Here is a 26,713-nt window from a genome sequence, read left to right on the forward strand (position 1 = left end):
AAGACACTCAGGCAGGTCTTCTCACGTAAGATTACAATCTTACCGTGAAAGTAGGCATGCCGATCTCTTTGCCCCCTGCTGAGCCCGTACCAGCTAGAACCAACAATACGTCTGAAAGGTCGAAGGGCAACAAGTGGCGCGCGCTGCCACTGAACTCATGTAATTCCCCTTCAAAGAATTTGGTCCACTATTCCTCGATTACCCTTGTAGTTCGAACTCACAATTCCTTCTGTTTTTCTATCGTTACCGTTCTTCTTCCTAAAAACGAACGCGCGAGTGCAATTTCGTCGTGACTGAATTCTCGCAAGACGAGGTACGCCAGAATAATCACCACTCCGATACATCCAATTTTAATCATTAGCAAAAGGCCAGCGGTTGGCCATATGACTGCCAACGTATAGGCCAATACGCTGATGACAGCGCTACGCAAAAACGTCCCAATTGGTGGGAATATCGCCCAGAGGCGGTAGATCGCAAAGAGGGAAGCCAATGCACCAATTCCCTGACACAGGGCTGTCACCATGGCAGCGCCAAGGGCACCGAATCTGGGAATCATCACCAAATTTCCGATCACCACCAGCAAAACCAGCGGGATGCTTAAATATAAAGTGAATAGAGGAGCACCGGAAGCCGTCACAATGACAACGGCCACTGAGACCATCACAAACGCGATGGCTCCTATAATCAACACTCCCAGGATTGGACCAGCAGGCTCGAAAGACTGGCCAAACACCCATGTAACAATCTCAGGAGCAGCACCCGCAATGAGTGCTCCAAATGGGAATAAACCCACAACCATTCTCATTGCACCCAATCCCATGGTCTTTGCCTGATCAGCTTTTTCCTCAAACAGTAAACGACTCACTGTTGAGAGCAATAACGGGGACAACGCCATCCCGAATAGACCAGGAATGATCGACAAATTCTGGGCCGCCCCATAAATTCCTGCCTGCTCCAGTGTTCCGCCAAGCATTTTCAGCATAACCAAACCCATGCTGGAGAAAATAAGGAACAATATGGATGAGATACACAGGAGGGTACCGAAGTCATAAAATGGGCGAGTGGGAATGGCAATCTTGCCAAAGAGGGGAGGCCTGACATATCGACGGCTGACAGCTAGTTCAACAAGGGCCGCCCCAAGGCTTCCAAGTATAGCGCCAGGAACGGACAGGCCCATTTCAATCAGGAACAAAATCAACAGCAGTCTGGCAATCCAACGGCAAGCATTCGTCACGGCTTTTTGCCGAAAACTACCAATTCCCACGAGGATGCTTTGATGCGCTTGAGCTAAGCTACTGATGGGAATGTGGAGGGCATAGAGGGCGAGATACGGCGCGAGCAGAGGTTCGTCGAGCAGCCAGGCAAGAGGAAGCGACAGCAGTCCTAATAACAGACCTCCGGCAACCCCGGTAACGAATTGCAACCGTATAAGAGTGGTACCAATTGGAAGCCAATCTTTTGCTTCCCCAATAAACTTAATGGCTGGACGGGAAAAATATGAGTTAATCCCGAGTTCCACCCATCCAAACAACGTTGCGGAGAGCACCAATAAGCCATAGCCATCCGTTCCGAGTCGTCGGGTAAGAAACGCTGCGGTAATGAGTCCCGTAAGGGGAAACAGGAGCCCGGCGAGAAAGACCCGGACCGTCCCATCAACAAGATGACGGCCTGGTTGGGAAGACAAGAGACTCACTGGGGAAACTCTGGTTGATGTTCCACATACACGGCTACTGCTTCCCCGATTCGACGATGCACGGGAGGAGAAGGATGTCGGTCAAACCGGCTTGCCATATATTCTTTCATGGTAAATTCTTTACTTAAGTATGACAAATCAAGATGCCTGATCGTGTCTTGTGTCAGTCTGTCAATTAGAGGACCCCAGGCATTTTCCTCCATTCGTGGTAGGAGTATGATCAAGGAGGGAAGTCCGTACTGATCCGCTGTCTCTCTGAATTGCTGAATGTACCGATAGGAGTCGGGAATCTCACCGTGTGAAAGCAGTGGGTCGATGTATTGAGGTGGGGAACTCCAGCGTGAGCCGATATCCCTGAGCACATACAGAAGGCGAACTCCTCTCAAAACCTCCCCGACCGGAGAATCAAGAAGCATAGCGACATTTTGACCAACTAGATACCCAGCTGAATCAATAATGGGGGTCCGGTCGAGATCCAAATCTGGTGGAATGATAGCCATGACAACCAGATCCGGCTGAATAGCCAGCATCCGGTGTTGAAGCATGGCGGACATCTCCTTCACGCTATAGGCCGACACACCGAAATTAAACACTTTCACAGTCAAGATGTTTTGTTGCTGATTCAAAATTTGTTCCAGAACTTCTGTGAATGTTTCTTCAGTATCGGGAATGCCCTCCCCAAATGTGACGGAATCCCCGACAATAGCAATGCGATATTCTTGAGCTTGTTTGACCCCATAGACCGTCCCGGACGTTTTCGAACGTAATCCCAGGCTATCCGTGTTAATGACAGCAAGGCCTCGGGATCGGGCTTGCAGAAGATTAGGTTTATGTATATAGGGAATGTCTTCGCTCGATTCAAATGACGTATAGATCGGATCATGAATATGATGCTCCGAATACCCCCAGATCCTGACCCCAATTTCCAAAAGGGGTAAGGTCACGAGGAGGAGGTAACCAGCATACAAAAGAGCCCTTTTCAATCTTTTTGGCATCGATGATTCTTTCTTAACTAAGCCAACCGTTGCGGATTTTGGCCGAGCCGAGCCATATAGCTCATGAATTCCCCCGCTTCCTGGCAACATACGAGGAGTGCGAGTAGAAGCAGACTCCCAAAGACTTGACCCAAGAACCGCTGTTTGCAAACCAGCGCCCAGAGAGTAAACCAAATGCTTGCCGATGGCGGCACGTAATACCGATAGTCACGACCGCTGGGGGGAAAGAGTCGGCATCGACGATGGCCATCCAGTCGCCCGTGGTGGCTTCCACTGGGCTGTTTTCGACGTTGCACACTGGGGCATGGAATCACGTCCGTGTTTGATCCCGGTGATTTTTTCACACGGAATAACCAAGTCCCTCATGACCCCGGCTTTCACGGTATTTGAGCAAGCGAGAATATGCTGTGACAAATGCTGGGCCGTCCACCCATCGATCACTCGAGGCCGTCGCAGCCTTATAGCTTTAGTATTTGGTTCGTGGAATCGTATTTCATCATAATCCGTGCTGACGACGTGACTGATAACTTGAATCTGAGTACCAAAGGCCGATAGGCGTCCGGCAATGTCGGAGTGGAACAAGAAGGTCTGAATCGCATCCGGCTGTTCTTTTCGAACTATTTCACGCAAAGCGGTCACGCGTCCGATCAACCCTTTGGCGGATAAAATTCGCACGTCAAACCCCTGGCCTTGAAGCTCCGCCTGAACTCCCTTTTCACAGTGACGAAGACTCACCACAACCCTTACCACCCCAAGACATCGAAGGCGAGGTAACTTCTCAGCCAGCTCTTGCTCCACCTGTACCCAGACTATCAATAAAAAAAGAATTTTAGGTTGGGTCACAGTATCATTTCGTACCTCACTAGACATGTATTTTGGTCGCTCCCAAATCTCAGATGAAACATCATGCGGCATATCGCATTTTGACAGTTTTTCCCTGGACAGGGGAAAGACCCCCTCCTTAATCCCATTGGTGTATCCACATCATGATCCCGTTTTGTGGACGGAAAGTCATGTGAGGCTTCAGCACAACCGTCTGCCCAGGGACTAACGTGAGAGCGAAATGCTGAGCGATTGAGGCTAGTGCTACCATGCACTTTGCCGAAGGCTTCGCTAAAACAAACCCGGGGACCTCCTCCACACGGAAAAATACGCGAACTGGAGTCGTGTCCTCTTTGCTGGCTTGGTAAAATTTTCCGGGTCGAACAGGTCCGGGTTTGGTTAGTACCGGGCATTCCGATACTGAACCGAGGCATAGTCCCTCCCAAAATCCACAATGACGCACCACTGCGGACACTCATACTCTACTTGTGCCCCACCCTCCTAGGATTCTCCATCGGACCCTTTTGAACATATTCCGCGAAGGCTTCCCCAATTCGATGGTGAACGGCAGGGGACGCATGCGAGTCGAACCGGCTCGCCATATACTCTTCCTTAGTAAATTCTTTACTCAAGGAAGACAAATCTAGATATTTGATTGCGTCTTTGGACAGTCGGTCAGAAAGAGATCCCCAGGCATTTTCTTCCATTCGTGGTAGGAGCATGATCAAGGAGGGAAGTCCGTACTGATCCGCTGTCTCCTTGAATCGCTGAACGTATCGATAGGAGTCGGGAATCTCACCGTATGAAAGCAGTGAACTAATGTCTTGAGATGAGGAGAACCAGGGTAAGGCGATTTCTCTGAGCACATACAGCAGGTGTACGCCCCGCAGGACCTCTCGCACCGGAGAATCTAGAAGAATACCTATCCGTTGATCAACGAGATATCCCGCTGCATCTATGATGGGAGTGCGGGACAGATTGAAATCTTGTGGAATAATGGCCATCACGACCAGATCCGGCTGAATATCCACCATTCGGGATTGAACCATAGCGGCCATCTGTTTCACGCTATAAGCTGACGCCCCGAAATTAAAAACCTTAACCGCTACGGCTTGTTGTTGCCGATTGAGGGTATCTTCCAATACTTGAGCATAGGTATCCTCGGTTCCGGGGATACCCTCACCAAAGGTGACGGAATCCCCCACAATGGCAATCCGATATTCGTGGGGTGGTTTGGTGCCATAGACCATCCCGGAGGTTGTTGCCCGCAGACCTAAACTATCCGTATTGATGACCGCAAGTCCGCGAGCACGCGCGTGTAGGAGATTGGGCTTATGGATATAGGGAATGTCTTTGCTGGGTTCAAATGACCTATAAATCGGATCGTAAATATGACGCTCCGCATACCCCCATATTCTGACCCCCATCTCCAAGAGGGGTAAGGTCACGAGGAGCAGATAACCAGCATACAAAAGAGTCCTCTTCCATCTTTTCGGCATCCTTGCTTCTCTCTTAACTAAGCCACCCGCTACGGTCGTAGACCTGGTCATGCTGTATTTTTGCGTTGTCCTTTAATCATGCCAATCACATTATTTCTGGCTTGGAGAAACGTGCACATTAAACGCACGTTTGCCTGAAAATAGAGTAACAATCCGGGCCCGCAATTGATGAGGCATGAGCCAGATTCCCCAAAACAATATGATATCCAGTACAGAGGGTTTTCCATACCGGTAGGCTTGGCGGAGAAGCAATAATGACTCCTTTCGATTTCCTTCCTTCACGGCATTTGCACTCAGCCAGGTCGTGAGGAACGAGGCATAGGCCCTCTTGGTAACCAAATCCTTATTCTGATTAATCCAGGCAAGTGAATAACGCCAATTCGTCTTACTACTGACCGTGCTGCGATTATCATCCCTGTGCCAAATGACTAGTGGGAAAGATTCGGGGACAAATTGCACACCAACATCATGTCGCCTGGTTGCCCGGAGGACCCAATCAATATCGTCATGTCTCTGACTTTCCTTTCTAAAAGGAACAATCTTTAAAAGTGCTTTGGCGGTAAATATGGTGGAAGTTTGTAAAATTCCCTCACCGCCGAAAAGTTTCGTCCGGCAAAACAGGTATTCGCTCATAGGCTCATTCGGCTTAGGAAGTCTGGTCGGCCAAACTAAATCCCCCATTTCATGGCGCACAATCAGACGACATCCGATAATCGGATATCGGTGGGGGGACTGTTGCGCTACTTGAAGCTGCCTGGAGAGCTTTTGGGACAGCCATTCATCGTCATCATCCAGGAACGCGACCCATCGACCTCGTGCTTCTTTGACTCCTGCATTGCGAGCCTCCGCAGAGCCATGAGTGTGGGACAAAGCTTTGATTCGTAATCGAGAATCCTTTATGTCACCAAGAGACTTTACTGTTAGGTCATCGGGACCGTCGACGACAACAATCACCTCAAGAGCCTGGTGGGTCTGGCCCAACACACTTCGTACGGCTCGCACAACTAAATCAGGGCGATGCCGGGTAGGAATTACGATCGATATCAGCGGGGCTACCTCAGGCATCACGCTCCCTAATGCTCATTCCTCTTGTGTATACGCATCATGATCCCGTTTCGTGGGCGCAAAGTCATGTGAGGCTTCGGCACAACCGTTTGCCCAGGCACTAATGTGAGAGCGAACCGCTGAGCGATGGAGGTCAGCGCTAAAATGCATTCCATTTTGGCAAAGGCTTCCCCAATACAGACCCGGATACCTCCTCCGAACGGAAAATACGTGAATTGGGGTCGTCCTTTTTTTGCTGGCTCGGCGAACCGTTCCGGGTCAAAGCGTTCAGGATTTGGCCAATACCGGGCATTCCGATGCATGACATACTGACAAAGGTACAGCTTTGAACCCGCAGGAATGGTGAAACCGCTTGGAAGGACAGCATCTTCTCGAGCCATACGGATAAAGATCCAGGTTGGCGGATAGAGACGCATCGATTCAGCTAAGATCATGGCGGTATACGGAAGCTTGGACACATCATCAAAACCGGGGACACGACCGCGCAACACCTCGCGCAGTTCGTCGAGAAATCTGGCTTCTACTTCCGGATGCCGGGAGAGAAGATACCAGGTCCAGGTTAAGGCTTCCCCTATAGTTTCATAGCCTGCACTAAAGAGGGTCAAAAATTCGTCACGGATTTGCTTGTCAGTCATCCCGGTCCCATCATCATATTTGGCATGCATGAGAAGAGATAACATGTCATGAGAAGCCTCAGGGGCGACGCGGCGCTTGTCAATCTCCCGGGTAATGGTAGCATCGATTCGCTTCCTCGCCTGCTGATATTCACGCCTTAACTTTGGAGGAAGGTATTCGGAAAACGGGAGCAGTGAAAAGTGCACATGCTCCAGATACTTCTTTCTGGTGGTTATGGCTCTGGCCAACTCGCCGGACTCATCTTCAAAGTCCGGACCAAAGACAGTTTTGATAATATTGTGTTGAGCCAGGGCCATCATCTCATCCCCGATATTCAATTCGGTCCCGCATTTCCATCGGGCAAGCCTCTGTTCGACTCCACGGGTCATGGTCTCGGCGAAGGCTTTAATGGAGGTCCGATAAAATACGGGTTGCATCATCTTTCGTTGTCTGAGGTGGGCCGATCCCAGACTCGTCAGCAAGCCCTCCCCGGATAACCGCTTGCCTTTTGAACTGGTGAGGCGTGGCCCTTTTTCAAAGTTGTCAGAATGTGTCACCAGGACATGCTTGATGTCTTCAGGGTTGTTCAGTAAGAAGGTGGTCTCTCCGATTTTCAGTTTCACCACATCGCCATATTCCGCCGCACAGCGTGAAAGAAACCCGAGTCTATCCCAAAGAAAAGCAGGGATATGGCCAAGAATGGGATACCCGGCCGGCCCGGAAGATTCCTTTCGTGCGTTGTCGTTGCTCATACTTGGTGTTCCATTACCAAATTAGTGAAGGATGATCCCATTTTTCTTCCCTATTTCTTGGATAAGCTGGAGATAGCGTTCCAGATACCGTTTCTGAGAATAAAATTGCTCATACCCTGCACGCGCCCGTTGTCCGAGAGTCTTACAAAACTGAAAGTCCTTTGCCAGCAAAGTAATGGCGTCATGCAACTCTTCACGAGAGTGATACACCAACCCCCCGCCTGTCTTATCAATGGCCTCACGACTCCCCCCCGCATTATGAACGATGGCTGGCGTGCCGTGGGCAAAGGCTTCCAGGATATTTAAGGGGAACACCTCAGGCGCGAGTGAGGGGAGAATCAGGGCCGTGGCCTTTTGATACAAAGGCCCGAGTTGTTCTTCGGATAGAGGGCCTAGGAACTGAATATGACGTTGCCCCACATATTGCCGTTGAAGCGTGGGCAAGAGGTCCCCACCTCCAACAACCAGGAGATCATATTGGCTGATTCCCGCAAATTCCTTCAGAAGGATGGCAATGCCTTTCGAGGCCGTGACCCGGCCCACGTACAAAAAACATATTCGCTCTTGAGGGATGGCATTGCCATTCAATTCCGGGGCCAACCTGGAGAAGGTTGGCAAGACATGAATTGGTGGCGTCTGTCCAAGAGCTCTATGCCGTTCTGCCGTGTATTCACTCGGCGCGACGAGGGCATCAACATTGACCAAGCTCCGCTCAATGAGACCGGTGTATCGCCAGAGTTGAGGCGGTACGCCAGAACGGATACAACAGCGAATACACTGTGGGCTATCACATGCCTGTTGGTCGTTTTTCCAAAAGATGTGCATCGGACAAAGAAGCCAATGTTCGTGCAAGGTATACAGCGTCACAGGTGCTCGGCTCATTTGAAGCACACCGGGCCCCCCGATCAGTGAGATGTTGTGAAAGTTCACAACGTCAAACTCCCGTTCGAGAACATTACGAAGTTGTGCGGCTTTAACCCCCGGCCTGCCTATTTGCTGGGTAATCAGCGGAGACAGCATCCCGAAGGTGTTTCGGAGACGATGCACCACAACCCCGTCATCCCCAGCCTGCACAGCTACCTGTTCCCTGTCACGCAGACGGTAGGCATCTTCGCAGTGCACCACTTCGACATGATGCCCTTCAGAAATCAAGGCCCGGGCCAATGCCTGTACAAAGGTGGCATCGCCCCCGAAATGGTAAGGCGGATAAAATGTGGTGACCATACAAAAGCGCATGGACGGTTATTTCCGTGGTCCCTCGGAGTTCCCGGCTTCCCTGGCAGCATCCTCTGTCTGGGCCAATCTAGGAGGGCAAGAGCTTTTTGATGACGGGGGAGGTGGATGAGCGGCTTGCCACAAAAAACCAGCCAGATTGGCTACCTGCCACAACCCCAGCAACCCAGCCATGCGAAGTGATTTCCTTGATGACGGGGAAAAAATGGCCCTGCGGCATACCGAGAAATAAAACTGGAGATCAGGCTTCAACATTCGGCTTCCTCGCTTCGCTCGTGCCCGATGAAACCGATAGGCACCACATCCATAATAAAAATGTTGCAGGATGAACGTGGTCATTTTGAGATGGTGATGGTGAAACACCATGGCCTGAGGCGCATATATCAGGGGATGTCCTTGGCCTAACCACCGGTCACAAAAGTCGCGATCCTCCGAAGTTCGGAAGGTGGAGTCGAACCCTCCTATTTGGTGAAAGAGCCTGGCAGCAACTGCCATATTGTTCGACGCGAAAAACCTAAGGTCACTATCCCGGCTAAGGAAAAACGCATAGGCCTCCTCAACGATCATTTGACTGGCCGTCGTATACAGGTTGTCGGTCAGCCCATTGACGGTCCGTCCGCCGACCAGTGCAAGGGGACTATCATTGAATGACCGGGCCAGTTCCCTTAGCCATTGTGGAGTCGGCAGGCAGTCATCGTCGGTAAATGCCAAAATATCCCCCTTGGCATGCTCTGCACCTGTATTCCTGGCGGAAGCCGGACCGCTATTAATTTGGCGCAGAAACGTGATGTTTGCACCATCTCGAAGATTCTGATCGAATGGCTGGATAGGGACTGGACTCCCATCATCCACGATGATGACCTCGAAGCGGTCCTGGGGATAGTCAAGTTTCTTTATTGCCTGGACACAAGCCGTGAGAGCCTTGGGGCGATTGAATGTCGGAATGATGATGGAAAAAAATGGAGTGGTCATAAGAACGCACTTGCCGTCGACTTCAACAATGGGTCCGACAACTCTCTTGTATCATCTTTTTTCAATGGTGGCCGCTTTTCCGGTAGCCGCCGATTCCATCGCTGCCAGGGCAACAGCCAGCGCCCGTCGCCCATCCTCTAAACCGCATTCCACAGGCAGACCTGCCCGGATTGAACCGATAAAGTGCCGCCATTCTTCTATATAGGTCTGAAACCATTCCCCGCCCTGCCGGTTGGTTGCGATCGCCTTTGGCAATTCTTCAGCAAATCTTCTCACACCCCTGATACGTGCTGGGATATTTCCTGGGATATCGGAGGTGTTTGCCGTCTCCAAACCATCAAACCGATAGAAAGACGCACATAGGGATCCCTTTCGTCCATAGATTTCCATGCTGTTATTTTGGCTTGTACGTTCTGCAAAGATGGCAGAGGCAAGGGCGCCGGAACTGAGACGAGCGGTTACCGTGGTGGATTCATCCTCCCAGGTCCCCGACCGACTGTGTGCACTGATTTCCTCCACCTCCTCATCCAATACATATCTCCAAAGATCAAAATGATGCATCGCCATCTCAAGCAGCACTCCCCCGCCTGAGATTCGCCTCTTTCTCCACTCGGGTAGATCCTTATGGAAACTCGTCAACACACTGCGAACCACTTCAAGGGGTCCAAAGGTTCCCTGACGAAACAGGGTCCGGGCTTCCCGTGCCAGCCGATGAAAGCGAGTGTTAAAGCCCACCATGACCTGTAGGGGTACACCTGCGGCCCTTTCGATCAGTCGATCGCAGTCCTCAATTGTCAGGGCTAGCGGCTTTTCGATGAAAAGATGTTTCCCCGCATCCAATGCGGCCAACGCAATCTCCACATGGAACTGCGCCGGGACACAAATGGCAATCGCCTCGATTGTCGGGTTCTCAAGCAAGGCTCGATAGTCCGGAACGCACTGTTCTATCGCGAGTTGCTTGGAGGCGCAGCGTAGGGCCTCTGGATCGGGATCGGCTAACGCCACCACCTTTGCCCCAGACACGAATCGAAAGGCCGGCATGTGGAGCGAGGTGGTGGCTCGGCCACACCCGATAATCCCGATCCTGACTGGAATGTGCTTAGCAGATTTCATGCATTCTCCATAATTTCTCAATTCCCCAAGATATCCAAACGATCCTGCTCTCGAATGTGCTTGAACCGATCAACCTCAAACCTGGCTACCTTGTCCAGGGCATTACCTGTCCCAAACGCATAGCCAACCATTTGGCCCATACCATCTATCGCCAAACCAATCATCAAGGCATGAAGACACGATAGAAATCGAATCTTTAAGTCCTGAGAAGGGAGTCCCGCCCAAATCCGCCACAGCCGGACAATCGGAATAAGCGGCGACCCCAGAGCAAACACGATGCACCACGGGAGAGGCTTTTGCCGGGCTCTAGCACCGGCGAAGAGGCGGCCGTTAAAGAACTGGGCTGGGACCCAGGAGGACCATAAAGAAAAATTGGTATGGGCGGCGCTCGCTGTCGACTCCATATACAATCGATACCCTTTTTCACGAAGATCCCAGTGGAGGACCGTTTCCGCTTCCATCATGGTATCCAGTTGATCTCCATAGCCTAGCAAAATCTCTCGTTTGTAGCTGGTATTGTGCCCTGGCAAAAACTCAGCTTCCCTGGAAGAAGCGGGTGTCAGCCAGGGACCGTAGCCAATGAACAAATCGGCCCAACTCACGGCAGTATTTGGATTGGCATTTCTGACGCCCGGACCCACGGCAGCCCAGGGACCCTGATGCGCGGCAATGAGGTTCTCCGCCCATTGCGGATCAGGGAAACAATGGTCCTCAGCCAATGCCACAATCGGGGCTGCTGCCTGACGAATACCAGCCGCATTGGCCTGGCCAATGGACTGAAATTTTTCAATTCGAACGACCTGATAGCTCGCAAAGCTGCTCAACTCCTCCACCCCCAGACCCTGAAGAGCCTGCGGAGGGCCGACAAGTATCAATTCTAGTGATCCACAGGCTGTTTGAGAGCGAAGGTGCGAGACGGTTTTTCGGATGGTGCCGTATCCCGCCGGAGTTGCCAGAATCACGGAAAGAAGCGGAGTCTTGCCCCGATCCCTATCACGTGCATGAACTTGTTGATCGTCCACTTTATTCACCTTTGCCTTTTCTTTCACCAGCATTTACAAGGGATGCCACGCGCAATCGCTCTGGGCCCGATTGATCTCTTTCACGCTTCTCCACAAGTAATACCAACAATGGAAGTGTTAAAAAATTCTACCGTGCCGGGCACGGCACAAGGAAACCGTAAATATCGCAGACCACCGACAAAGAACCACTTCCCACTTGAACACCGTCTCATTCACCGCCAATTAACCCAACCTCTTTGCAAAATGAGGCTGCGCCAGGGCGGCCACAAGAGAGCCAGGGACCCACCCCCGAGTATAGAGTTCTACCCCGGCGGCAACGAGCGTATTGCGCAGCGAAGGGTGGGCAGCGGTTCGCTGAATCTCCTCGAAGCGTTGTCGCGCGAACGGTTCGGCAATCTCGCGCGGCGGTACCTGCCGGAGCGTCGCCTCCTTCAGCAACCAGGCGACTCGATCGCCGAGATGACGTTCCATAACCGAAACGATCTGCTCCCTTTTCATCGACGCGAAGGCCATCGTACTGCCAAGGATCCCGCCACAGTTGGTCACGAAATCTGGAAGGTACACAAGTCCCCGTTCAAACATAATTTCCTCGGCTTCGGCCGTCACTGGGTTATTGGCTCCGGGACAGATGAGACGCGCGAGCACACGAGGAGCATTGTCAGCATGAAGGCTGTGATGTGTCGCACAAGGGCAGAGCAGATCGACGGGCAACTCAAACAATTCAGCACAGCGAATGCGTTCGGCATCTGGATAAAAATCCACCAAATGGCTACCGTACTTGGCGGCGAGCTGGTTGAGCTGTTTCACATTCAGGCCATGGGGGTTCACAATTGCTCCCCTCTCGGTGGAGATTGCCACCACTTTGGCATTCGCTTCGTCCAACAGGCTGGCTAACGCGCTCCCCACCTTGCCGAAGCCTTCGATGGCTACCCTACAGCGAGAAAGCGTCAAGCCGAGATGCTGGATCGCGCGTTTGACACTGATGAACACGGTCGCAGCCGTGTATTGTCCCGATTGGGTGTCACGCAACTCCCGCCACTTGAGCTTCACTCCAACCGCATTGAGCATCGCGCGGATGTCTGTGTCATCCGTACCCATATCAGGGCCAGGGATAAAGATGCGGTTGCTCAGAAGCGGAGCGATCGCTCGCCCAAACGCTTCCAAGCGTTGCCGGCGTTCGGCGAGCGGGGCCTCAGGGTTGAAGCGCACGCCTGCCTTCGCGCCACCTTGTGGTTGTCTTAAGTAGCCGCACTTGAGCGTCATCGTGCGGGCCAGACCACGCACTTCAGCTTCGCTCACATTGGTAGACATGCGAAGTCCCCCGCGCGAGATACCACCCACAGTCGAATCAACGACGACGTAACCCATGACCTCGGAACCTCGAGCGACCGTGCAGACGAGTTGGTTGTCATCCCTCGTCTCCCAAAGCACATCGACGCAATCATTTCCCCTGAGTAAAGATACCATAGAGAAATCCTTTCAAGACTTCACTACTTGAACAGAAATGAAGTGCTGGGTGGAAAGCGTATCGGATGTCTTGATAGGCTGTGGAACCTTGCGCACGCAAGAACCGTTTTAGCGATTTTCTCGCGGCTTATGAGATAAGTTCCAACCTTCATACTAAAAGGAATCATCAAAGACAAGACATTTGTTCAAATGGAACTTTCCATAATTTCACAGCACCCACTTACGGAGCTATTGTCCGCTTACCTGGCACCCAATATCGCCAGACGAGATTTCTGTCTAGGGCTTTTTTGCCGTGATGAATAACAGCTTCCAATTCATGCGACACCCGTTGCTGTCGACGTAATAGCCCACGTGCTTTTGGATACCCTCAACTACCTGGGCAGAGTCTGCTTTATCGATCCCGAACAACATGCGACAAAATCGTCCCATGGCCTGAGGAGAATCAAACTGCCAGTGAAATGGGATCAACGATGACTCCTTCACAGTAAACCCACATCGTTCAATCTCTTCTTGAGTTTCGGCGTTGATATAATCTCCTTTGTGCCCCATCGCATTGTGTTCGTTGACAAAACCATCCAAAAATTCCGAGACTGCCGACCCCGCTTGCACGTCAGCAATGGTGAGCGTCCCTCCCTTTCTTAACATTCGATAGGCCTCGGAGAAGAACCATTCCTTCGCCTCGACATGGTGCAATGCCGCGAGGCTGATAATCTTGTCCACTGAGCCGGTCGAGATAGGAATATTATCCAACGTCCCCAGCAACATGTGGTCCGTGCCATTATCGCGGCAGAGGCCCGCAAACACCTCTGATGTTTCGACATGGAAAAGCGACGCGGTTCGATCGACAAAGTTCCTCAGGTACCCACCGCCCGATGGAATATCACAAACAATATCTCCGTCTTTCATGTCGGCCATACGGATCATATGAAAGGATTCTTCTGCACGAGCGCTCGGGCACATGGTCATTGCTTGATGATATAGATGGCCTCGTTTTTTGAAAATATCGCGATACCCGGAAAACATTCATTACCTCGTATTCTTTTTGTCCACATCGGGACCCCAATGCGATTCTGACATAAACTCACTGACACAAGGAGGCTTTTCCGTTTGATCGGGCCACTCATAGCCGTCATAAGCCGATCGAATATGAGACCGATAGACTCGAAACTTCCCGTTTCCATCTATCGGGATTTCGGGCACCAACGCTACCTGGAACTGCACGTCCGAACCCAGCAACGCGATCACCGGTTGAACCAACGCTGCCATCTCCTGAGTGGAGGGTGTATGAAACGGGATCACTCTCATCACAATGGAATTCAAACTCTCCTGGGTCACCTGAAACTCTCGAATCCAGGGAACCTTAAGAACCCCGAATTCATAAGGATGGACAACCCTGTTACCGGGAAGCACGAATTAATCGATCATACGTCCCTGAATCGATCGGATCGTCGAAAACGGTTGTCCGCATCGACAGGTTTGGCTTCCCTTTGTGATCACATCGCCAAGCTGATATCGGATCAGCGGCAACGCAAACGAATGCAAATCGGTGCCAACAACCTCTCCCCTCTCTCCTTCGGCCACCGGTGCCCCATCTCGCAGCACTTCGATTATTAAGCCATCGTCACACGAGTGATATTCCCCTGTTGTTTGGCATTCCCAGGCCAGAAGGTAGAATTCGACACTTCCATACGTTTCATAGACTGGCGCGGAGAATTCGTCTTGAATCTGTTGGCGCATGAGCGGTGTTAGTACTTCTCCGCCGGTATTCACAAAGCGGAGTCGAAGAGACTGTAATGCTTCGCGATTCACTGTTTGCGTAATTCTGGCCAAGACCCCGGGATATCCCGCCACAACCGCAGGTCTAAACTTCTGCATAGCCTGGACAATGTCTTCGGGTGGTTGCAAGGCGTCGATAACCCTTCGACGGGCAATCCCGAAGGTATTCAGGATACGCTTGGCTAGTTGATGGTCCTGCCGTTGGGTATTCCACGCTCCCATGACATAACAAATTTTGTCGCTCGCCCGGAGGCCCAACGCATGGAGTGCACGTTACCGAAGGGCGCCATGAAGACGTTCTTCCAACCAAGTCCGGCGCACAATAAATGGTCGCCCGGAGGACCCGCTTGAAGACCGTGTGATCAAAGACCCCGGCCTCACCTGGCCCGAGACTACCCCTTCGACCGCCAAGGCTTGGAAAACACTCCTCGTCGTGATGGGCACGATGGCCAAATCCCGGACCGTTCGGATGTCCTGAGGTTTTAGTCCATGTCGATCAAACAGTTCACGGTAATAAGACACATGGCGATACGCATGGTCCACCAAACGCCGAAGACGGGCGTTTTGGAAGGCCTCAAGCTGTGCCCGCTCGACATAAGGATGGCGGAGCATGGCATAGAGGGTCGACAGGGGGTTAGTTGGCAAAAAACCTCATCTCTTTCACGATGGACGCCTCTATCGAATTAATAGGTCATGGCCTGGTAGTTCTTTGATGGCTCCTTTTAGGTCTCATCCAAATATGTTTTGGATTTTTTTGATGTAGTTGAAGCATATGTCCAACATGAGATTTAAAACGCCCCTGTCGTGCGCTTATTTGCTTTCGGACAAGAAACTTCCGCATTTTCAGGCTGATGGGCACTGACAGTATTCGTTAACCCTTTCTCATCGTGCATCAATTGGCGACCCGACTCAGTCAGGAGGTAGAGACGATGTAACCCTCCGATCCACAGAGATTGCCAACTTTGAGATTCGTCCGCATAGATTGCAGACAAGCCTCCGTCGTCCCGAAAGATAAGACCCGTGTGAGAAAAGAAGTTCTTTACCACACCATTCACACTATTCCAACGGATCAACAGATCATAATACGAATTAGGAGTGTCACAGAGAGCATCTCCCCATTTGCGTTTGTAGCGAAGCAACCCGTCATGCAGCGAGGACCGAGCTGCTCCAAAATTTACCTCCACACACCCCAGTTGGCGGGCATGCGCAATGCAGTGATAGTAGAGCGCCGCCATGATTCCTCTCATCTTCAGAGGAAGTTCACCCGTAACCATGCCTATGGCCTGCATGTCGAGTACGTCGCTATTTCGTTCAAAGAGCATACCTGCAAGCGGCAGATTGTCTCGCATAACCCACAGGATCCCCCCTTTTCGGATATGCCGTCGTAAATACTGCCGGCTTCTGATGATGGCCATTGCTCCGTGACGGACTCGTGAGAACGGGACGTACATGGAATCATAGAACTCGTCAAACCGTTCCTCCCCCTCAGTCACGAAGGGATACAACTTATGTCTCCAGGCCAGACGCATATCCTCCCGGATACTATGGTTGCTGCGCACCAACCCATCGAGATCGTCAGGAACGGCGAACCGCATGCAGACCCATTCAGGAACTGCGAGATAGCCCTTGCCAAAGAATTTTTGCGCTGACAATCGATCTGCACGGACGATAGTCAGATCGGCTGATCCGCGCAGGCGATCTAGCAGAGCGGGCAGTTTCCGTAACGACACATTTGCTACCAACTCGCGTTGGGGCTCTCCAAGGAAAAACCTGCCCGGCAAATAGCCAACCCATGGATCATGCCCCGCCACCAACAGTGTCCCTGTTTGACCGGATGAATTGGTTAGCCCTCTCAGCAACACAACTGGGACCCCTCGTAACCCCAGGCACGCCCACGCGTAAAAACCATAGCGCGGAATCAAGGCTTGTGCCTTGCCGGAAAGACGGGAGATGACCCACTCAATCATCATACTTTTTAGATGATTCATCCTATTCGTGGCCTCCAGGGAACCATACTATGTCGTGTCTCAGAACGCCGCTCCCGGGGTGCCCTTGAGAGAACCATCCTTTAAATTGACCGCCGAGAAAATTGCCTGGGTCTTGCCCGTGCCTTCTGCCGGCCATGGCTTAACAATGCTGATCGATAAATCGACCCCGCCAAGGAGCTTGCGGAGATGACGCAGAACTGTCAGGTGGTCATGCGAATCCTGGGCCACGTTCTCGAGCCCTGGATGGTCGTCGACGGCGTGGCAGGTGAGTTCGAGACGAAACGTCTTTAGGCTTTCCTGGTACAGGCGGTATTCTCCAAGACGGAGTGTTCCCGCCAGATGATCAAGTATCATTTTAGTTGTGAGAATACGCCCGTCTCCGAGTAAAAATGAGGCTCTCTCCCGCCCTTCAATTGAACCTATCAAAGGAAGTTCCCGACCGCAGGAACATCCACCTGAGGCAGCCATGGCTAGGTCAGCCGTGTTGTACCGTATGAGCGGCATCGTCCTGGCTCGCAAATCTGTCACCACGATTGTTCCCAATTCGCCCGGATGGGCCGGTATCCCATCCCGCAATACCTCGACAACATGTGTATCCGCATTCACATGGAACGACCCACGCTGCTCGCATTGCCAGGCGATGTATCCGACTTCAGTCTGGCCATACAGCCCGACCGGTTCGCGGCTGAAGACTCGCGTGACTAATTGACGGGTTTCAGCATCCACCAACTCTCCTGCGCAAAAGACCACATGTGGCCGTTTGAGTATGGCATTGGCCGCTTCGCTTGCTCGCGCAATGCGGCGAAGCGCTGTCGCCGTACCAACCACCACATCAGCCTTCGCCTCCAACAATTGAGCCAACTGGTCCTCGATGGATCGCTCCGTTGAGATCCATGTCTTCCGAGAGATGCCGAAACGCTGCAGCATGTGCGATGGACCCGGTTTTATCTGGAATTGGGCCGTGTGATGGCGCCAACGAAATCCGTGTTCGAACCAAATCCGGAGTCCCACGGCTCTTCGCACACGTTCCTCCAGTGGCCGTTTCCAGATCCGTAGTGCCGCACCTGATGAGCCACTTGTATCAAGATAGGTACAGGATAATGGGTCCACTCCCCGTGCCAGCAACTCACCAAGTTTTGCAGCTTCTCTCACAATGGGAGCGGTGATAATTGGAATATGATCCAGATCCTGAATGCCTCGAATGGCTTGGACATCTACCCCCGCTTCGTCCCACACACGCCGGTAAAAGGGGACGTTGCTGTAGGCATGGATGATAGCGGCGCGGAACAACTGATCTTGCAAGGATCTGAGATTTGCGGGAGAGCGTGTTACGTTCGACCTCAGATCCCTTAGGCACTTCCATGTTCGCAGAATTTCCATCTAGAGCCCTTGCCTTCCAATGTCAGGCTGCTGCTCAATTGTAGTCCCGACCTTCGAGATGATCATCCTGGTCTTCTCTCCGGGGCTTATTGGAATCCTCTCGACTGGCTCAACCCGCAGATGGATTTCACCAGGTAAGACAGCCTGAAGATCCGATTCTATCCTCGAAAGAAGACCTTGAGCGTTATTGGTCACAACAATTTGGAGGAGGACTTCGTTCAACGTATCTTGCAAAATTCTCCACTGGTGCAACTCGTCATAGCGCCCAAGGAACTCGTGAAAAAATGGCCAGAAGATGCGCCTGCCATCTTGCAAAGCCACTGAATCTACCCTGCGTCCATAGATTCGTCTCAGAAGGGGAAGAGTGCGCCCACACGGACATGGTGTAGTCTCAACCTCAGCCAGATCTCCTGTTTCATAGCGAATCATCGGCATGGTCCACATGCCTAATGCTGTGGTGATGATTGGGCCAGGTTCCCCTGAAGCCGCAGCAACCTCCACAATGTGGCTATCAGCGCTTACGTGAAATCCAGAACGACGCTCGCACTCCCACGCGAAATTTGAAAGCTCAACCAACCCGTACACATCGACAGGATCCGATCCCAGCGCACGCCGAACCAATTGACGCGTGGCCGGCGAGAGGGTTTCACTATCGGAGATGATGAGCCGGGGCTCGGGCAGATTGAGCCCAAGGGTTTCGACAGTTTCCGCCAAGGCATGCAGCGTACCCGCCCCTGCAACGATCACGTCCGGCCTCGTCTTAACCATGCATTGTGCCCAGAACTCTGGTGGGTCCAGAATCGAACACCACTCTTTAGGAGCGATACCAAGCCGTTGGACGAAAAACTGCCGACCAAAAGTCATGCGAATTTCAAGCGTTCGGTCAGTCCAGCGGAAACCATGTTCAAAAAGAATGCGCCAGGCAACCACCCGCTGCCACTGCTGATCTATGGCTCCAAGAAAGATACGCAAGGGAGTTCCTGTCGAACCACTCGTTTCAACGACTCCACATCGATGTGGATCAACCCCCCGTGCAACAATTTCTTCCGGACTTGCTTGCTTGAGACGATTCTTTTGAAGAATAGGGATTTTGCCTAGATCATCCAACGAACGGAATTCCTCAGGGTGGTACCCTACCTCCTTATAAAGCTCTCGATAGAGCGGAACGTTATGATAGGCATGAATCAAAAGCCTACGAAGCCGCTCTTCTTGTACCTGGCGTAGATCCTCAAGCCTCCAGCGACTGGAAGCCAGAGATTGGCGAATCAACCGAAAAGTTTTCCATCCGTCCAACAACATCATTCGTTTTAGTGCAGCGTCTCTTCTCTCACATCTCTTTTAATTCAACAAAACATATGTACAATAAAAAGTCCTCGTTGACCAACCAAGTTCGCGGTTACGACTCTACGCTCATACATCCTATAGAAAATTCCTTCAATTCTTGTACGCCCCGCTCGGATGGCTTTATCTCTTCTCAGCTCTGACAGCAATAAAATTCCCTGTCACATACCGCGTGGGCCAGCGTGACATATGTTCAAATGCCTCCAGGCAACGCAAAAATCGTTGTTGCACAGGACCCTTCGCGCAGGAGCACAAGAGTTTGGCGACGAGTACGGCTAAAATACGCGGGCAATGGAGCACTGCTGTGACCTCCCTCACCTCGAAACCTACCTCCCGAAGCAACTTCTGTAACCGCCAGGGACCGCAGGTGGCACCAACATAATAGGGAAGGATACCGAACCGGTTTAATAGTTTGAACGGAAGAAAGTTCCGAGCCACAATAATGGGATTCGCCAGGTTATCCAGGGTCAGTATTAGCTTCCCCTCTTTTTGAAGCACCCGGTGCAATTCCCGCAAACTCACTATGATCTCATCTAAGGTTTGGAAATGGTCCAGGGTGGAATTGGACACCACCACATCGAACGACTCCTCTCCGAAAGGAAGATGACGCACATCTGCACAAGCTCCACGAATGCTCATCTCCTCAAGACAGGCCAATTGCACATTCTGGAATGACAGATCCATTCCAACGACCGTGTGCGCACGTGTCTTCAGGAATTGAATAAGGCCCCCTCCCACCGCTTCGTCAAATGTATCAGTCTTTAGCAACCGAGGAGATGGCTGTTCGGGAAGCCAACGGAGGAGAAGGGATTGATTAACCGTATCACTATGTTTTCTCCAGAGCCGATCCGGGCCTGTCCTTTTCCATTCGTCTGCAATGGATTCCCAGTAGCTGGCCCCTTCGGTTTTCACGACGTTGATTCCCTGCTTGAAAAATAGGAGTGGAGAGCCCTTAGATCCGACCCAAGATACCTTTCCCCTCGCTTGCCCAGCCCGCGACAGTGCCGCCCAGACAGTAGGGACTCTCTGCAAAGTGCAGTTGGTATTTCAACACGTAGGTTCTTCAGCCTTACACTGACAAATCCGTCTGAGGGTGAAGCAGCCCTCCGTTTAAACGAATGAGAATTTTCCCTACTTTGTCTTCATGTGTATATAGGAAAGGCCTGATTCGGCGGCACGAGAAGTGGTCCGGCGCTTACATGCCTGGTACTCTCGCAAATCAGGACCATCACCTCTTTTCGAGAGGGATTGTGCCTGTATATCCGAGCAACTGAATGGTAAACCTGGTTGTATCTATGAATGGCCCGTTTTACTGAGACAGTAATCGGCAAAATCTTATTTTTGTGCAATCCACTCAAGGTGATTCAAGAACAGAGGTATATTTGGCCGATCGAATAAAGCTTCGTCCTGCCTGATCCGCTTTCAGCAAACCTTTAACCAGATGGCTACTCACAAAAGCGACTGGCTTCGTGGTCGGGTTATTCACGATTTATTATTTTTTGTGTTCTGAATTTTTCCCCACACGATAGTCCCTAACGATTTCCCCTTTACAGGTAGGCAAACGATGAAATCGTTCCCCCATCTGTATTCAACAAGAAAATCCTAGAGGAATGCAGTTTACCGTCCTCGGATTCCGACCACTCTGTTATAAATAAACCCGATGGTCCATCCCAGAATCCCACCGGTTAGTGCTCCGTAAAAAAGCCCGATCAGACTCCCTTTCCATGTGACTGAATACCCAATGAAATAGTTGGAAAGTAACTGAAGATGGGAGCCAACCGTTGGCCCCCCTTCGAGAAGAAGCCAGGCCGTCATAATAAAAAGGCCTAATCCACCCATCAGCCCACAAACTACTGCCAACACCCCTCCCTGAATTTTGGCCACAACCCGGCTAAGCTCTTCATCACCCTTGGAATCCGTTCCCATACTTTCCCTCCAGGACTCTGCCTCTTGGTTATAGCTAATCTAGAAGATTGCGACGACGATTCCCTTCCTCTCGCCACCACATGAATTTCGCATAGGCTTTCATGCTCCAGTTTCGGAGTGAGGCTCCTGAGTAGCCTATCGCAAATCCCCCGATTCCTCCCTCTAGGAAACCTACAATAGAACCACCCCATGTCACTTGAAATCCAAATAGAAAATTCCCAAGCAGAGACAAGTTGGGCCCCACAACCGGTCCTCCTTTGAGAACCAGAATTGCCGTCCCAATCAAGATGAGGAGACCACTCACGGTACCGACAGCCACACCCAGGGCGACAGGGTCCAGCTTAGCAAATACGATTTCAATTAATTCATCTTCGTTTCCCATGGAGAGTTCATCAACGTTCACCTGAACCCGCATCGGCACGATTCGATCGCCGGCATTGGCCGAAGCCGTACGGTCCTCCTCATGGTATTCTTTTTCAGTATTCACCGCCCATACATCATGATGCGATCCACCCATGATGTTTCTCGCGGCATACACCCCTGTCACCATCGAATGGTCCTGGTTGTTGTAGCGATGCAGACCATTTCGTCCAATGGTCTGAAGATTTGAAAATGTTCCCAGATACTGTCGAATGGTCTGGACGTGATCCTGATAGTGATGATCGTAAACCGGATAGGCCTTTTCCATACGAACCACGGTTCCGTCTTCAACATCTCGAGGATTAATGAGCCCGAGTTGCGCGCATTCCCGTGTACCGAATTCGATCAACCGCTCGTTCGACCATGTCCACTCATCGTCTTTGTCCCAGAGAAAATACTCAAGGCCCAGCGAAGTCCGTGAGGGATCCGGCACCATATACGGGCTCCAATTTTTATAATTCTGTATTCGTCCCATTTTGACTTCAGGTGAATGAATATAGATCCAGTTGTCAGGGAATACGTCTTCGCAATTAACCACCAGGACCACGGTTAAATAATCCCGATACCGCAGACCACGGGCGGCCTCCACGACCTTCTCCGGGGGTTGAGGGTCCATGGCCTGGATTAACTCGCGGAGAGGCATCGTCGACACAAAATCGCTGCCCTCGAATTCTAGATGTTCCCCTGATGATGCTCGCGCGGAAACACAATCTACACGCCCATGGCGGTGCCTGATACGCTCGACTTTAACGCCTTTTAATGTCTGAGATCCAAAACCAGCCACCAATTCCTCGCACCGTTCCCACATCATCCCAGGACCCAGGCGAGGGTAATGAAACTGCTCAATGAGCGAGGTTACGATTTCACCCTTCTTCCCACCCCTTTGACCAAGTAGGGCATTGCGAACCGCTTCTTTCAGAGAGAGGTTTTTGATTCGTTGCGCAGCCCAATCGGCGGATATCTCGGTACAGGAAATCCCCCAGACCTTTTCCGTGTAGGTTTTGAAGAATATCTGATACAGGCGATATCCAAAACGATTAATGACCCATTGTTCGAAATTTTCTTCCTGGGCATTGGGAAACACCTTGACCCTGGCATAACTGAAACAGACCAGAAGAGCCTCAACGACTCCCAGTCCGGCCAACGCATTGGTGGCCTTGAGGGGATAGTCAAAGAAATGCTGGTTGTAATGGATTCGGCTTATACGAGGTCGGAGGAGAAAGTTGTCACCGAGAATTTCATTCCATAACTCAGTCACCATCGGCACTTTCGAAAAAAATCGGTGGCCACCGATATCAAAACGAAAGTCCCGATAGTTGACCGTTTGCGATATACCACCTACCTGTTTCCCGGCCTCAAGGATAAGGGAGGAAGAACTATTTTTCCCAAGTTCATAGGCGGTTGTAAGACCCGCAGGACCGGCGCCAATCACCACCACAGGATGAGATGCCACTACTGCCTCCCTGACTTTCTGATTTGGTCGAAGGATTCCAGAGCAAGCGCCGGCTTGGTCGACCCTTTCCGATTTCCCCCACAAAAAATATGGCGCGCCAAACCGATGGCAAACGCCAAGCCACTATACAGGTAGTAGAGCCAATGCCAGGGAACACTCTGCACGGCAAATCGAATCCCACGTTTGTTTAGAAAGAAGCGATAGAGGGGCGCATTGATGATCACGAGCGAAACCATGATCAACCCCGCCACGGCCAGCAAGGGAACCCACCAAATCGCTCCGATCAGGGCCCCCACGAGCCCATACGTCAACACCACACAAAGGCGCTCCGTATGCCTGATGTTTAAGTCATTGGTAAACCTGCGATCCCGAAGGATTAACTCTGTCCAAGGAATTGCACGGTAAAAAAAATCAGCTTTGAGCATTGAACGGATACCCCATCGTTTCAAATGCTTGACATGGATATCTTTACACAACTGAATCTTGTGACCAGCCTTTTTCAAGCGATACCCTAACTCAATGTCTTCAATGGAAGGGCGCCGATAATTCTCGTCAAATCCACCTATTTCAAGGAAGGCCTCACGGCGGATAGCTCCGCAAGCACCCCAAAACGTTGAAGCCTCCTTTTGGGCATGTTGATGGACATAGTGGTGAATGAGATTTTTGTATTGGGACAAGAAATTTGTTTCGGCAGGGGCGTCATCGTACGATCCGATCAACGCAGTGAGGTCCGGATCATGGTGAAAGGCTTCTGCCACCTGTCGCAGGGAATCCGGATGCACACGCACATCAGCATCGACAAAGAAAAGATATTCGCCTTTGGCCTGAAGTGCCCCAATATTTCTGGGCTGTGCCGGTCCTCCCGAGGTGGTCGGAAGTCGAATGACCTGAGCATTAAACTCCTTCGCCATTTGCCAGGATCCATCGGTGTCACCATCGGAAACGACGATGATTTCCATGGGAGGGGGTTGTAGGGCGGCCAGACTTATCAGGCATTGACGGAAGGCTTCTCCCCCGTTGTACACAGGTACAATAATTGAAATTGTTATTCCCTGTATGGATGATCTCAAGGTACCACTGACCTTCTGACCTTTATCATCTTGAGAAATTTCGTTCATACCCTAATCATATTTTGATTGACAACACATTCGGCTCAAGAAAGTCCTTCACAGGCACTTAAATACAAAACTAGTGGCAATTACCCTAAAAATTTCGGGATGGCAAGATCCACTTTGCAGAAAGAGATCCAGCCTGGATGGGCAATTCTCTTCCATGCGTGCATTGGCGTCAAAAAGTGAGGCAAACCATTTCAAATTCAATTGGAAGCTAATCTATCGACAAGTCCTCTAGTGAGCTGCTTTCACCCCCACCAGAAATTTATCGGTTCCCAAAACGAAAACCCAAGAGAAATCAGCGCTCAGAAGGGTCAATTTCAAGAGAGACTACGGCTCCCAGGCTCAGGAGAAATGCATTTTTGAGTTTCAAAGCAGGAAAATCCGTAGGAAAGCATGGTGGAAACCAGTGAGTTCTTTGATGGGAAACCGAGGTGGTTGCGGGGGAGGGATTTGAACCCTCGACCTTTGGGTTATGAGCCCAACGAGCTACCAGGCTGCTCCACCCCGCGAGTCGATAGTAGAGGAGGGGCGGTCGAGAAGTCAATGCAAAAACAGGAGTTTAGCAGAAGAAGACACTATGGTATCTTCTCCCTCCTATGATGTTTGCCGGAATCATTGCCATCCTGCTATTTCTTGGTCTAATCATTGGCGACTGGTTTCAATTCACCACATTGAAAAGTTGGGCCTGCCGGTATGGATGTCCCTTGGCCCACAGACGGAATGCTCTGGATTCTCATCCAGCCCACCCCATTTTCCATGCATTTCACAAGTCTGACGCACTGCCCTTGCCTCATGGGATTGCTCGCTGGGTGGAAGACAGACAGGTCATCGTGATCCGCCCATACTACCAACTCTTTTCGCTGAGTTTTCGCACCGCATGGCCATTGAAGGGGACAATCGACGTAAGTTCGGATGGCAGCCAACTCCTGCTTCATTTATCCAAGCGTATTCCCTGGTCGTCAACTATTCTCACCCTGTTATGGCTAATCTTTGTCATTGGGGGCACCCTCACCTTTGTCGTACTGTTTATTCTTGATGGAGGGATGAGCACAATTGGGGGAATTTTTTGGGTGGTCGGGATAACCGCCTTGGGCATATTAGTGCTGGCAGGAGGCTTGATCCTGTTATCCTTTGCCTACCGGCTTGAGGATTCCCGCCTGATGCAGGTCTATCAGGAATTACTGGAGGTTTTGACCGCTCCTCCCTTAAAGGGTTCGGATAAGGCCCAGAAGGCCTGAAGCTGTCTCAAACGTAGAGAAACAACCTTTCATCACCTCCTATATGACCCTGAATGGTCCAGTTTAGGGAATTGTGGCAAGAAGATCTTTCTTGGCTTTTGAAAAGTTCTCGACCCGGAACGTTGGCAATTCATACGCCCACCCCTGGACACGCTGATTGAACGCCTCAACTTCTTTTTGAACCTCTTCCGGTTTTTTTAATATAGATTCTTCTTTGGAGGAACGCTCCTCCTGTTCCTCATCTGGTTGCTTCCCTTCCGGCGATCTCATGGCCTTTTCGTCTTGAGCAGAATCCTGGGCTGGGACCGTTTCTCCTTTTTCCGAAGAAGAGGTGACATCCACAGGTCGAACCAGATTCGGATCAAATTCCGCAGAAAACTTTCCATAAATTTTGTCGTCTTGTTTGGCTGTTTGTACATGAAGTCTGAGACCGTCAAAGGTTTCCAACACAGCGGTTACTCCTGTGTGATTCTGAAAATTCACTTCTTGTTCTTTTGTCACATCCTCTAACGGAAGCTGCACCAGAGTTCCCACCACATTATTCACATTAAACTGAGATGCCACTTTGGAACCTGCAGGGATCGCATCCAGTTGAAAATCAAGATCCTCCGGCTTCTCTTTTGAGACGAGAAGAACTTCCCCGCCTGGATGCGTGACCGTCACTCGATGCACACGTTTGGTCGTTAGTGTCGTTATTTCCGTGTCCAGCCATTCTCCCGCCACCTTTTCCAACGGCAAATTCCCTATTGTCAGCCAGGTTTGGGGATCTCCTGGTTTCCGCACATAGATTTCACTCATCCGCGGATTCCCCTTGGCAGGACGTTGATT

Annotated in this window: 24 protein-coding genes and 1 tRNA gene; 1 reads left to right on the top strand and 24 read right to left on the bottom strand. The window is 51.2% G+C overall.

Translation table 11 applies throughout. The annotated features are described in order from the left end of the window. Positions 1–217: 217 nt before the first annotated feature. From AAH187_RS05065 to AAH187_RS05175, 23 genes are all read right to left on the bottom strand, one after another. The gene (locus tag AAH187_RS05065) at positions 218–1,693 is read right to left on the bottom strand and encodes an oligosaccharide flippase family protein (protein WP_342347351.1); all 1,476 of its coding nucleotides are present in this window, start codon (positions 1,691–1,693) and stop codon (positions 218–220) included. Further along, positions 1,690–2,688 (bottom strand): SGNH/GDSL hydrolase family protein, encoded by a 999-nt coding sequence (locus AAH187_RS05070; RefSeq protein ID WP_342347352.1) that lies wholly within the window; start codon positions 2,686–2,688, stop codon positions 1,690–1,692. The genes AAH187_RS05065 and AAH187_RS05070 overlap by 4 nt, the downstream gene beginning before the upstream one ends. A gap of 207 nt (positions 2,689–2,895) precedes the next feature. Beyond that, positions 2,896–3,558: a glycosyltransferase gene (locus AAH187_RS05075; protein WP_342347353.1), complete on the bottom strand. Its 663-nt coding sequence runs from the start codon at positions 3,556–3,558 to the stop codon at positions 2,896–2,898. 434 nt (positions 3,559–3,992) lie between these two features. Further along, positions 3,993–5,009, bottom strand: coding sequence for an SGNH/GDSL hydrolase family protein (locus AAH187_RS05080; protein WP_342347354.1), 1,017 nt, complete (start codon positions 5,007–5,009; stop codon positions 3,993–3,995). A 90-nt stretch (positions 5,010–5,099) separates the two neighbouring features. Continuing rightward, complete coding sequence (locus tag AAH187_RS05085) at positions 5,100–6,074, bottom strand: glycosyltransferase family 2 protein (protein ID WP_342347355.1); 975 nt, start codon at positions 6,072–6,074, stop codon at positions 5,100–5,102. 8 nt (positions 6,075–6,082) lie between these two features. Next, entirely contained in the window at positions 6,083–7,441 is a 1,359-nt protein-coding gene (locus AAH187_RS05090; protein WP_342347356.1) for a cytochrome P450, read from the bottom strand. Positions 7,442–7,462: 21 nt separating this feature from the next. Continuing rightward, the gene (locus tag AAH187_RS05095) at positions 7,463–8,665 is read right to left on the bottom strand and encodes a glycosyltransferase (protein ID WP_342347357.1); all 1,203 of its coding nucleotides are present in this window, start codon (positions 8,663–8,665) and stop codon (positions 7,463–7,465) included. Positions 8,666–8,683: 18 nt separating this feature from the next. Then, positions 8,684–9,646: a glycosyltransferase gene (locus tag AAH187_RS05100; RefSeq protein ID WP_342347358.1), complete on the bottom strand. Its 963-nt coding sequence runs from the start codon at positions 9,644–9,646 to the stop codon at positions 8,684–8,686. A 51-nt stretch (positions 9,647–9,697) separates the two neighbouring features. Then, entirely contained in the window at positions 9,698–10,759 is a 1,062-nt protein-coding gene (locus tag AAH187_RS05105) for a Gfo/Idh/MocA family oxidoreductase (protein WP_342347359.1), read from the bottom strand. 17 nt (positions 10,760–10,776) lie between these two features. Next, a complete protein-coding gene (locus AAH187_RS05110) occupies positions 10,777–11,790 on the bottom strand; it encodes a glycosyltransferase (RefSeq protein ID WP_342347360.1) in 1,014 nt (337 codons plus the stop codon). A gap of 213 nt (positions 11,791–12,003) precedes the next feature. Continuing rightward, the gene (locus tag AAH187_RS05115; protein WP_342347361.1) at positions 12,004–13,248 is read right to left on the bottom strand and encodes a Glu/Leu/Phe/Val dehydrogenase dimerization domain-containing protein; all 1,245 of its coding nucleotides are present in this window, start codon (positions 13,246–13,248) and stop codon (positions 12,004–12,006) included. A 276-nt stretch (positions 13,249–13,524) separates the two neighbouring features. Continuing rightward, positions 13,525–14,172, bottom strand: a complete 648-nt coding sequence (locus AAH187_RS05120; RefSeq protein WP_342347362.1) for a class I SAM-dependent methyltransferase — start codon at positions 14,170–14,172, stop codon at positions 13,525–13,527. 102 nt (positions 14,173–14,274) lie between these two features. Beyond that, positions 14,275–14,556 (bottom strand): hypothetical protein, encoded by a 282-nt coding sequence (locus tag AAH187_RS05125; RefSeq protein ID WP_342347363.1) that lies wholly within the window; start codon positions 14,554–14,556, stop codon positions 14,275–14,277. 105 nt (positions 14,557–14,661) lie between these two features. Then, positions 14,662–15,246: an AMP-binding protein gene (locus AAH187_RS05130; RefSeq protein WP_342347364.1), complete on the bottom strand. Its 585-nt coding sequence runs from the start codon at positions 15,244–15,246 to the stop codon at positions 14,662–14,664. 51 nt (positions 15,247–15,297) lie between these two features. After that, positions 15,298–15,669 carry a hypothetical protein gene (locus AAH187_RS05135; RefSeq protein WP_342347365.1) on the bottom strand — a complete coding sequence of 124 codons (372 nt, stop codon included), beginning with the start codon at positions 15,667–15,669 and terminating at the stop codon, positions 15,298–15,300. 143 nt (positions 15,670–15,812) lie between these two features. Beyond that, positions 15,813–17,012: a hypothetical protein gene (locus AAH187_RS05140; protein WP_342347366.1), complete on the bottom strand. Its 1,200-nt coding sequence runs from the start codon at positions 17,010–17,012 to the stop codon at positions 15,813–15,815. A 39-nt stretch (positions 17,013–17,051) separates the two neighbouring features. After that, positions 17,052–18,302: a hypothetical protein gene (locus tag AAH187_RS05145; protein ID WP_342347367.1), complete on the bottom strand. Its 1,251-nt coding sequence runs from the start codon at positions 18,300–18,302 to the stop codon at positions 17,052–17,054. A 90-nt stretch (positions 18,303–18,392) separates the two neighbouring features. Further along, positions 18,393–19,661 carry a hypothetical protein gene (locus AAH187_RS05150; RefSeq protein WP_342347368.1) on the bottom strand — a complete coding sequence of 423 codons (1,269 nt, stop codon included), beginning with the start codon at positions 19,659–19,661 and terminating at the stop codon, positions 18,393–18,395. A gap of 195 nt (positions 19,662–19,856) precedes the next feature. Continuing rightward, positions 19,857–20,645 (bottom strand): class I SAM-dependent methyltransferase, encoded by a 789-nt coding sequence (locus AAH187_RS05155; protein WP_342347369.1) that lies wholly within the window; start codon positions 20,643–20,645, stop codon positions 19,857–19,859. A gap of 705 nt (positions 20,646–21,350) precedes the next feature. Then, positions 21,351–21,659 carry a hypothetical protein gene (locus AAH187_RS05160; protein WP_342347370.1) on the bottom strand — a complete coding sequence of 103 codons (309 nt, stop codon included), beginning with the start codon at positions 21,657–21,659 and terminating at the stop codon, positions 21,351–21,353. 34 nt (positions 21,660–21,693) lie between these two features. Next, positions 21,694–23,532: an NAD(P)/FAD-dependent oxidoreductase gene (locus AAH187_RS05165; protein WP_342347371.1), complete on the bottom strand. Its 1,839-nt coding sequence runs from the start codon at positions 23,530–23,532 to the stop codon at positions 21,694–21,696. Beyond that, positions 23,532–24,650 (bottom strand): glycosyltransferase, encoded by a 1,119-nt coding sequence (locus AAH187_RS05170; RefSeq protein ID WP_342347372.1) that lies wholly within the window; start codon positions 24,648–24,650, stop codon positions 23,532–23,534. Before AAH187_RS05170 ends, AAH187_RS05165 begins: the two co-directional genes overlap by 1 nt. Before the next feature lie 429 nt (positions 24,651–25,079). Further along, positions 25,080–25,156, bottom strand: a tRNA-Met gene (locus AAH187_RS05175). An 87-nt stretch (positions 25,157–25,243) separates the two neighbouring features. On the opposite strand from AAH187_RS05175, the gene AAH187_RS05180 reads away from it, so the two are divergent. Next, positions 25,244–25,885 carry a hypothetical protein gene (locus AAH187_RS05180; RefSeq protein WP_342347373.1) on the top strand — a complete coding sequence of 214 codons (642 nt, stop codon included), beginning with the start codon at positions 25,244–25,246 and terminating at the stop codon, positions 25,883–25,885. A gap of 63 nt (positions 25,886–25,948) precedes the next feature. On the opposite strand, the gene AAH187_RS05185 is transcribed toward AAH187_RS05180, so the two are convergent. Further along, a partial coding sequence (locus AAH187_RS05185; protein ID WP_342347374.1) for a hypothetical protein occupies positions 25,949–26,713 on the bottom strand: 765 nt, incomplete at its 5' end.

Source organism: uncultured Nitrospira sp. (assembly GCA_902500695.1).
In the GTDB taxonomy this organism is placed as follows: Bacteria; Nitrospirota; Nitrospiria; order Nitrospirales; family UBA8639; genus Nitrospira_E.